Genomic DNA, 9,710 nt, shown 5'->3' on the forward strand with positions numbered 1-9,710 from the left:
TTCCTCGGCGGCGCGCACCAACTGGTGCGCAACCTGATCGACACCGGCAAGCTTGGCAAGGTCACGAGCGGTACCTGCCATGTCATGGGCCACGGCATGGAGCATTGGCATCCCAATCCGGATTTCTTCTTCCAGCCGGGCGCCGGTCCCGTGCTCGATATCGGGCCTTACTACATCACCAATCTGATCCAGCTGATCGGACCGGTGAAACAGGTCGCGGCCTTCGCGACGACGCCGGCCAAGGAGCGGACGATCAGTTCAAAGCCGCGCGCGGGTGAAAAGATACCGGTCAACACGCCGACGACCATTCATGGGCTGCTGGAGTTCGAGAACGGTGCCGTTATAACGCTCAACACCAGCTGGGACGTCTGGGCCCACGGCCACGCGCCGATGGAACTCTATGGCGAGGCGGGTACGGTGTTCGTGCCGGACCCGAACTTCTTCGGTGGTGACGTTCGCTTCACCGACGCGGCCAAGCCGGTCAAGAAGCTGCCGAACTGGCCGCATCCGTTCGGCGTGCCCAACGAGATGCATTCGCAAGGCATGATGGCCAACTACCGCACATCGGGCCTCGCCGACATGGCAGTGGCGATCGCGGAAGGCCGACCGCATCGCTGTTCGATGGAGCTGGCGCTGCACGCCGTCGACGTGATGACCGGGCTGTTGCGCTCCGGCGAAACCGGCAAGTTCGTCGCCATGCAGACCACCTGCGAACGGCCGGCAGCCCTCGGCGTCAAGCAAGCCAAGGACCTTTTGGCGAAGAAGAAGTAGGCAGATACCTCAACCCTCTCCCCGTTCCGGCGGGGAGAGGGTAAAGGTGAGGGGCAAAGCCGACTCGCCCGCGTTGTCGCGATGGCAGTAGCCTGGCTCGCTTCCATTTGAGGATTTTCCGATGCCCTATACGCCCGCCGAAAACCGCTACGAGAAAATGGTCTACAACCGCTGTGGCCGCTCCGGCCTGAAGCTGCCGGCAATCTCGCTCGGCCTGTGGCATAATTTCGGCAACGACACGCCGCACAGGACCAAGCAGGCGATCGCGCGCAAGGCCTTCGACCTCGGCATCACGCATTTCGACCTTGCCAACAATTACGGTCCGCCACCCGGCTCGGCCGAGACCGCTTTCGGTGAAATCCTGCGCACCGACTTCGCCGCCTACCGCGACGAGCTGATCATCTCGACGAAGGCCGGCTACGAGATGTGGGCCGGACCCTACGGCGAATGGGGCGGGCGCAAATACATTCTGGCCAGCCTCGACCAGAGCCTGAAGCGCATGGGGCTCGACTATGTCGATATCTTCTATTCGCATCGTTTCGACCCCGACACGCCGCTGGAAGAGACCATGGGCGCGCTCGACCATGCCGTGCGCTCGGGCAAGGCGCTCTATGCCGGCATCTCGTCCTACAATTCGCAGCGCACACGCGAGGCCGCCGATATCTTGAAGCAGCTTGGCACGCCTTGCGTCATCCACCAGCCGAGCTATTCGATGCTGAACCGCTGGGTGGAGGAAGATGGCTTGCTCGACACGCTCGAAGGGCTCGGCGTCGGCTCCATCGTGTTCTCGCCGCTGGCGCAAGGCATGCTGACCAACAAGTATCTCGGCGGCATTCCCGATGGCAGCCGTGCCTCCCAGGGCAAGTCGCTGAAGACAGCCTTCATCAACGACAAGACCATCGCCAACATCAAGGCGCTCGACGCCATCGCCGGCAAGCGCGGGCAGACGCTGGCGCAGATGGCGCTGGCCTGGGTGCTGCGCAAGGGCAGGGTGACATCGGCGCTGATCGGCGCCAGCCGGCCGGAGCAGGTCGAGGACTGCGTCGGCGCGCTCAAGGTGCTCGATTTCAGCGATGCCGAACTCGCCGAGATCGACACCTATGCGCGCGAATCCGACATTAATCTGTGGGCGGCTTCCGCCGAGCGCAAAGGCCCGCCGCGAAAATAAGTCCTCTCGATAAGCCGGCAAGCAAAACGGCGGGAACCTCTCCCGCCGTTTTGCTTGAAAGCGAACAGCGCTGCTTCAGGGCGTTTTCGGTTTCTGGGCGGTGCCCAGTCCCGCCTTGGGCTTTGCCGGCGCCGGAGCCGAGGTCTTCATCTTCGCCTCGATCCAGCCGGTGTAGTTGGCCAGCCGCGTGTAGATGCCGTAGGCCTCCTTGTGGCCGCACGCCGCACTGCCGTCAGCCGGGCCTTCGCCCCAGCTGACGACGCCGACCTGGACCGGGCCTTCGGCACCGGTCATGAACAGCGGGCCGCCGCTGTCGCCGTTGCAGGCATCGCGCACGCCGCTGGTGGTGCCGGCGCAGATCATGTTGCCGGTCAGCGGGTCGGTCATGTCGGCGGCGATCGCATTGGCTGCCGCGTCGATGCCTTTTTCCGAATAGCGCATACGGCGGGACAGATCACCGAGCGCTGCCTTCAGATCACGCGCATAGATGGCCTTGATGCCGCTGTTGCAGGCCTGGTTCGGCTGCAGATCGAGATCGACAACCATCAGCGTGGTCGGAAAGGTGCCGTCCTGCATCTTGCCCCAGCCGGTGACGGTCGTCTTGCCGGTGTCGGGGGTTGCCTCATGGGCGACCTTGATGGTCGGCGCGTCGGCCGGTTCGGCAAGCCGGAGCAGGGCGAGATCGTTGTCGAGCGTTTGCTCGCTGTAGGCTTCGTTGACGATGACCTCCACCACCTTGTGGCGCTTGCCCTCGCTGAGATCGGTTGCACCGGTCAGCACGGTGACGCTCTCCGGCGAAACCGGCTGACCCTTGTCGTTGAGGCAGTGTGCTGCCGTCAGCACCCATTGCGGCGCGATCAGGCTGCCGCCGCAGAATTGGGCGTTGGCCTGCGAGGCCGGGTTCTCGTCCAGCCTGTCGGTGGTGAGCAGCGCGACCTGGAACGGATAGGCTCCCTTTTCGGCCTGGTTGCCGCCATAGACGCGGTCGGCTGCGTCGGGGTTCTCCGCCGCGGCTTTCGCCCTGGCTTCCGTCACGCGCTTCATTGGCGAGACCGCTGCCTCCGGTCGGGCGACTGCTTCGTCGGCCTGGGTGGAATTGGCTGCCGCAAGGGCGGCTGCGATGCCGAGCAGCGATGCAGCGGCGATCGGCCTGAACCGATGGATGATGTTCATCTGAAGCCCTCCTGATATGTACCCGAGCGGACCAGCCCCGGCGCATGATCAACAAAGCAAGCCTCAGACTGGTGGTCAGGCCGCGCAGCTTTCGTTGCAGCGGCACGGCAGGGACACCAAGTCAGGCACTGCTTCGCGTATCGCGTTCCTGTGCAGACCCCGTTCAAAACCCTATAGCCCCCCACGGGCTATGTGGAAGCTAATTGTCATTCCAATGTTGTATTAATTTAGGCAATATATCCGCCCGGGTGTCTTTGGCGGGGGCTTTGACCGACCGCATAGGCGATGGTCAAATTTCAAGTGCGGTAACCAAAATCCTTTTTCGACGCCACCACGATCTCGACAATATTTCTGTATCTTGATCCAGTCCTTGCTGACTTTTGGGAGAGTCTCACCATGACAAAACTGACAAACGCACTCATTGTGTCCGCATTGCTTTCCACCGCAATGTGGACGGTCCCGGTTTTCGCCGCCGATCCTGGCTCCGCCAGTGCCGGCAATGGCGAAAGCGCGCGCGACGTGACTTCAGGCGACTACAAGCCCGGGCGGGCAAAGCCAATCGCGCCACCTAAGCTGACCGACGAAGACAGCCGCGCCGCGCCGCTTGCCGACGAGGCAACGGCTGTCAAATCCTACGGCGTCGTCGGACGGTCCGCCGATGGCAAGGAGATCAAGATCGAGCCGAGCGAAGCGCTGCGGGAGCTTATCATCAAGGAACTGAACGCTCCGGCCACCGGAAAAGACGGGGCCGAGCGCAAGACCGAGGATCCGGACCTCGGCGAAGGCGAAGCCGGCCGTCAGGTCTTCGGCACCGACGATCGCGAGCAGGTCAAGAACACCAAGACCTATCCGTTCTCGGCAATCGGCTATCTCGAAGCCAAATCGCCGAAGACGGGCAGCTTCGGCAGCTGTTCGGCAACGCTGATCGGCCCGCGCACGGTGCTCACCGCCGCGCACTGCCTCTACAGCCATGAGGACAAGGATTGGCTCTCCGACTATCTGTTCGTGCCGGGGCTGAACGGCAGCACGGCCGACGACGCACCGTTCGGCGCCTTCGCCTTCGAAAGCGCCTATGTGCTGCAAGGCTTCATCGACAACTACCAGGGTTATTATGGTTCGGTCCTGCTGTGGGATCTCGGCATCGTCACGCTAAAGCAGGATGTCGGCACCAATCTCGGCTGGCTGGGCTATGCGAACTATGACGATCTTGGCGACTTCACCGCCAATCTCGTTGGCTATCCCGGCGACAAGCCGATGGGCACGATGTGGAAGGCAAACTGCGAAGTGCATGCCGAAAACATCGCGCCGGAATATTTCCAGTACGACTGCGATACGTTCCCAGGGTCGAGCGGCAGTTCGGTCTATGCCTACGACAACAAGGCCAAGCAGCGCATCGTCACCGGTGTCAACGTGGCGGAAAGCCCCGACGCGAACACCGCCGTGCGCCTGAATGCTGCCAACGTCCAGTGGATCAACAGCCTGTATAAATAATCGCTGCGCATTCGCGGTGGAGACAAAGGCGGCGGCGCAATCCCGCCGCCTTTTTCGCGCCGCTATTTGGCTTCGGCCGTGGGCGGCCCATTGCGCACATAGGTCTCGATCGCCGAAGCGAAAGTGGGAGAACCCGCCTTGCGCTGCTTGTCTATGTAGCCGGCAAAATAGCTCCAGAAAGAGACGGCATAGTCACGGAAATAAGCATCGGTCACTTTGCGCGAACACAAATCGCCGTCGATGCAGAATGACAGCCGGTTGAGGAAATAGACGATGCGATCGAAATTCTCGCTGAAATCGGCGAGCGGCATGTCGCCGCCGGAGGCGGTCATCGCCTCGATGCCGATCCGTTGCCGGAACACCTGCTCCTCGGTTGGCGAGGGGTTGGCGCTGAGCAGATTGTCATATTTGGCGTTAAGCGCGGTCAGACGATCTTTCAGCGCGCGCTGCGCCTGCTGGTAGTCCTTGTTTTCCCAGAGTTCGACAAGCGACATGGTCTGCTCGACGCGCTTCTGCTCCTGGTTGGCCAGGAACTGGTAGACCGAGAACATCAGGGTGAAGATGATGGCGAGACGCACGGCCATGCCCGACCAGGCATAGACCAGCATGCGCCAGTCGCGGTCGGTGAAGGGGTTGCTCTCCTTCTTGATCTCGTGGGCGCTTGGCCAAGGGAAACCTTCGGTGGTTTCCGCCAGCGCGGGTTTGCCGGCCGGCGCCTTTGCGGCGGCTGCTGTCTGCCTGGTGTTGCCCGTTGGCTTCTTCATCCGCAGCTGTCCAGTTCAATGGTGGCGGAGGGATCCAGCACGATGCCCGGCGTCTCCAGCTTCCGTTTCAGGCATTCCAGTTGCAGGCGCGAAATCATGAACTGCACGTCAGGCTCCGCCGCCCCCTTGTTCGGTGACGGCAAGGCTTCGACGACGCCGCGCGAGGCGCAGTTGCTGAGATCGACGACAACGGCGTCGCTGCCGCTTTTGGCGAACTGGTCGTACTGATCGAGAAAACACGTCGCCAGTTCCGAGTTGGTGACGATCTGCTTGACGCACAGGCCGCAGGCCTCGTCCGCCGAAGCGTTGGCGATCAACAACAGGCCGCCGCCAAGGCCAGCCACCGTTCCACGCCAGGAAAACACAGAATTCTTCACAATCGATCCTATCCGTTTCATCCGGCCGTCATGCGCCAAGACGCGGCCGGGAATGTTCTCATATCGCGCCGATCGCGCAAGAGCCGGCAGAGCCATGCGGCGCCGGCATCCGCTCAGGCGCGCGGCACCGTCTCCATCGGGAAAATCATCACCGCGCCTTTCGGGCCGCTCTTGTCGGCAAGCCGCATCACCGAGCGGGTTGCCGGCGCCATGCCGAGATCGGTCAGCATGTCGGAGAAGCCGGCGGAGCCCATTCCGCGTGTCGCCGCGGCGACGCCGTCCTGCGCCAGGAAGCTCAGATCCTGCTTCTCGCTCCCCGGCGGCGCCTCGGTCAAAACCGCGATCATCCGCTCCATGCCGAAGCTGGTGTCGGTGAAAGCCAGCAGCCCCTCTTCGAGCATGGCTTGCGGGGCGAGGCGTTCGGCAACGATATGGGTGATCGAATAGTCGCTGCCGACATAGAGCACATTGATGTCGACCAGCAGATCCGAGCCGTTCTTGGCCAGCACATGCACTTCGTCGCCCGGCGACACGCGCGGCACAACCGAAGCCTGCAGCGGTTCGAGGCCATCCTTGTCGCGACGTTTGACCTGAAACTGGACGTCGACGTCCTCGGGCTTGTAGTCCGTGGCCGCCGCCAGCCGCGAAAGCCCGGTGGCGCGGAAGATGGTGCGCAGGTTCCTGGCCATTGCATCGGCCAGTTTCTGGCGGTCGTGAATGATGATCAGCGGCGGTTTGCCGCCCTCCTTCAGGCTCACGTCGCCCGATGCCGGCAGGAACCACAGCGCCGGCTTGTCTGTCGCATCCTTGTGGGCACCGGGAACAGCATTCTCGCGCATCACCGCGAGGCGGAGGTCGGCGCTCTTGCCGGGATCGACCAGCTCGATGTTGAAGCCGGTCTCCCTGGCTGTGGCCAGTTCGTCGAGAACCGAATTGACCAGAGCGGTTTCCTTTTCAAGTCCCTTGGCTATGGCCGGCCGCGCCAAGACGAGCTTATAGTCGACGGCGATCTCCGCCACCCGCGCATAGGCGTTGGCGGGAATGTCGGCGAATTTGAGCGCCGGCTTCTTGTCGAACTCGACCGGCTTGACGCGGCTTTCCAGGTTTTTTGCCGACTGCACTTCCAAAAATCCGACAGCGTCGGACAGCGGCGATAACGCCGATGGCAGGATGGCGAGCTTGCTGCCGGGGGTGAGGCGATGCAGCAGTCCGGCGCCGATCGTCGCTTCGCCGTCCTTGATGACGACAGGCCACTGCATGACTGCATCGGTCTTGTCGGTGCCGAAGACGCGGGCATCCAGTTCGCCCTCGAACAGCGGTGTCGGCCGGGTGCGGCTGTCGGCCGAATATTGCTGCAGCACGGCCTGGCCGAGCTGGCGATAGGTGACGTTGGGATTCTCGGCCAGTTTGGACAGGATGGTGAAGGTGAACAGGCCCAAGCGCGGCGCATCCGCGATGCCCTTGGGCAACGGCATCTCGGGCGTCGTCTCCACCGTCTGCGCGGCATAGAAGGCGACCAGCTTGCCCTTGGTGATCGGTTCGCCACCGGTCGGCGTCAGGGTGAAGGCGGGCTTGCGCGTGCCATTGTCGTCGATGCCGCGCGAGCCGGCGACCGAAATCACCTCGTCATAGGCCTCGATCGCGGCAGCCCGCTCGGACTCGTTGCCGCCGACCAGGTCGGCGAACTCGACCTTGCGCTCCAGCTCGTCATCGACCTCGACGGCGCGTGTCGCGGTTCCGGAATGGCAGCAGTCGAACACAACCCAGACGAAAGCACCCTTGTCGCGGATGGCGTCGAGTGCCGCGCCGATTTCGTTGTCGATCAGCGCATTGGGCACGCCGGCATCACGGTTGATCCATTTGCCGATATCTACGGGCAGGAAGATCTCGTCGAGCCCGTCGGTCTCGTCGCCCTTGACCATCTGCGGCTGCTGGGCACCGTGACCGGACAGATGCAGATAGACGAAATCGTCGCGCTGAACCTTGGCGGCAAGGTCGGCCAATGCAGCCTTGATCGCCGCATGGGTCGGCAGGCCACTGGCGCCGGGGACATCCTTGGCGAGCAGCGTGACGTTTTCCGGCGCGAAGCGCACGGGGTCGGGCACATTCTTCAGCAGATAGTCGTGGACGAGGGCTGCATCGTTCTTCGGCCCGACAAGCCAGTTCCTCTGCGGCAGGTTGGGATATTCGGTGCAGGCGACCAGCAGCGCATGGTAGATGCGCGATGCGGCCATGGTTCGGAACGATACCATGCCGGCCATGGTCAAGGCGGACGTGCCGACCAGCAGCGTCCGCCGCGTCAATTTGATCATGATTGCTTCCCCAAGCCCGACCGAATTTCCAAGCGCGGCAATCCTTGCCGAAGATATTGTCAGTATTTTGAACGTCACATCGCAGAGCAACCTGCCTGTTGCCCCGCTCCGATCGATGTTCTCGACAGCCTCGCGGGCAGAATGCTGGAAACAGTAGCAAAAAGGCCTGTTCGTCGCTATCTGGATGGGACATGGATCGTTTGTGCGCGGCACAAGCGACGCAAGGCGAGTTGGAAACAGGATCATGGCGGCAAGGGATGTGCTGACGAAGAACCAGCTGTGCGTGCTCGAGAAACTCGAGACCGCCAGCGGACCGCTCAGTGCCTACACCTTGCTCGACCAACTGCGCGAGCGCGGTTTTCGCGCGCCGCTCCAGGTCTATCGCGCGCTCGATACGCTGGTGAAGTCAGGTTTCGTGCATCGGCTCGAAAGCATCAACTCCTTCGTCGCCTGCGCCGAACCGCACGACCACAACCACTCGATGACCGCCTTCGCGATCTGCGACACATGCGGGCAGGTCACCGAAATGTCCGACCACGATGTCGGCCACCAGTTGGACGAATGGGTGCGCTCCACCGGCTTCGCCGCCAAGAAGGCGGTGATCGAATTTCGCGGGACGTGTGCCAAGTGCCTGGCCGAAGCGGCTTGAGGCCCATCGCTTCGTCATCCTAGGGCGAAGCAGGAGCGAAGCGACGTCGCGGAGACCCTAGGATCCATGCCGTGACATGAGAATGTCGCGGCGGCCCAGATTTAAGGATACTTGGCGCAGCCTCGGAAGCGGCTTCATTTTGCACCGTTGCATCCAAGGCTAATGTAACGGCATGGATCCTAGGGTCTGCGCTCCGCTTCGCGTCGCTCCGCCCTAGGATGACGACGACGGCTAATGCGCCTCGTCCCAGTTGTTCGCCGCCCGCGCGTCGACATGCAGCGGCACCGACATCGAGACCGCCGGCATCGCCGCGTTCTCCATGACGTGACGCACGACCGGGATCGTTGCCTCGACTTCCGCCTCGACGGTCTCGAAGATCAATTCGTCATGCACCTGCAGCAGCATGCGTGCCGAAAGGCCTGCTTTTTCCAGAGCCTCCTCCATGCGGATCATGGCACGGCGGATGATGTCGGCGGCGGTGCCTTGCAGGCGGGCGTTGATCGAGGCGCGCTCGTTGAACGCGCGGAGCGAGGGATTGGACGATCTTATATCGGGGTAATGGATGCGGCGGCCGAAGATCGTTTCGACAAAGCCATGCTCGCGGGCATAGGCCTTGGTCTCCTCGATATAGTCTCGGATGCCGGGGAAGCGCTCGAAATACTTCTTGATGTAGTTGCCTGCCTCCTCGCGCGGGATCGACAACTGATTGGCGAGACCGAAGGCCGAAATGCCGTAGATGATGCCGAAATTGATCGCCTTGGCGCGGCGGCGGACTTCCGAAGGCATGCCTTCGACCGGCACGTTGAACATCTCCGACGCGGTGATGGCATGGATGTCGGCGCCGTCGGCGAAAGCCTGCCGCAATTGCGGGATTTCGGCGACATGGGCGAGCACCCGCAGCTCGATCTGGCTGTAGTCGGCCGAGACCAGGCGGTGGCTCTTGTCGGTGATGAAGGCGGTCCTGATCTTGCGGCCTTCGGCGGTGCGAACCGGGATGTTCTGCAG

9 protein-coding genes are annotated in these 9,710 nt (G+C 62.6%); 4 read left to right on the forward strand and 5 right to left on the reverse strand.

Going from position 1 to position 9,710, the window contains the following annotated elements; genetic code table 11:
- Both EN893_RS07715 and mgrA read left to right on the forward strand, forming a co-directional pair.
- On the forward strand, positions 1-771 hold a 771-nt coding region (locus EN893_RS07715; protein WP_164900755.1), incomplete at its 5' end, for a Gfo/Idh/MocA family oxidoreductase.
- A 121-nt stretch (positions 772-892) separates the two neighbouring features.
- The gene (mgrA, locus tag EN893_RS07720; protein WP_127268557.1) at positions 893-1,939 is read left to right on the forward strand and encodes an L-glyceraldehyde 3-phosphate reductase; all 1,047 of its coding nucleotides are present in this window, start codon (positions 893-895) and stop codon (positions 1,937-1,939) included.
- Between the two features lie 75 nt (positions 1,940-2,014).
- Here mgrA and EN893_RS07725 read toward each other — a convergent pair whose 3' ends face one another.
- On the reverse strand, positions 2,015-3,112 hold the full coding sequence (locus EN893_RS07725; protein ID WP_127272136.1) for a trypsin-like serine protease: 1,098 nt from the start codon (positions 3,110-3,112) through the stop codon (positions 2,015-2,017).
- Between the two features lie 396 nt (positions 3,113-3,508).
- On the opposite strand from EN893_RS07725, the gene EN893_RS07730 reads away from it, so the two are divergent.
- On the forward strand, positions 3,509-4,603 hold the full coding sequence (locus EN893_RS07730) for a serine protease (RefSeq protein WP_127271446.1): 1,095 nt from the start codon (positions 3,509-3,511) through the stop codon (positions 4,601-4,603).
- A gap of 62 nt (positions 4,604-4,665) precedes the next feature.
- On the opposite strand, the gene EN893_RS07735 is transcribed toward EN893_RS07730, so the two are convergent.
- The 3 genes from EN893_RS07735 to EN893_RS07745 all read right to left on the reverse strand — a co-directional run bounded on the left by EN893_RS07735 (position 4,666) and on the right by EN893_RS07745 (position 8,056).
- On the reverse strand, positions 4,666-5,367 hold the full coding sequence (locus EN893_RS07735; protein ID WP_127272138.1) for a hypothetical protein: 702 nt from the start codon (positions 5,365-5,367) through the stop codon (positions 4,666-4,668).
- Entirely contained in the window at positions 5,364-5,744 is a 381-nt protein-coding gene (locus EN893_RS07740; RefSeq protein ID WP_127271640.1) for a hypothetical protein, read from the reverse strand. Before EN893_RS07740 ends, EN893_RS07735 begins: the two co-directional genes overlap by 4 nt.
- Before the next feature lie 113 nt (positions 5,745-5,857).
- Positions 5,858-8,056 carry a caspase family protein gene (locus EN893_RS07745; protein WP_127273154.1) on the reverse strand — a complete coding sequence of 733 codons (2,199 nt, stop codon included), beginning with the start codon at positions 8,054-8,056 and terminating at the stop codon, positions 5,858-5,860.
- A 244-nt stretch (positions 8,057-8,300) separates the two neighbouring features.
- Here EN893_RS07745 and EN893_RS07750 point away from each other — a divergent pair, with 244 nt between their 5' ends.
- Positions 8,301-8,705 (forward strand): Fur family transcriptional regulator, encoded by a 405-nt coding sequence (locus tag EN893_RS07750; RefSeq protein WP_056594898.1) that lies wholly within the window; start codon positions 8,301-8,303, stop codon positions 8,703-8,705.
- 231 nt (positions 8,706-8,936) lie between these two features.
- Here EN893_RS07750 and EN893_RS07755 read toward each other — a convergent pair.
- Positions 8,937-9,710: DNA polymerase (locus tag EN893_RS07755; protein WP_245490811.1), on the reverse strand; the 774-nt coding region annotated here is incomplete at its 5' end.

It is taken from the genome of Mesorhizobium sp. M7A.F.Ca.CA.004.04.2.1, from assembly GCF_004022825.1.
GTDB lineage: Bacteria > Pseudomonadota > Alphaproteobacteria > Rhizobiales > Rhizobiaceae > Mesorhizobium.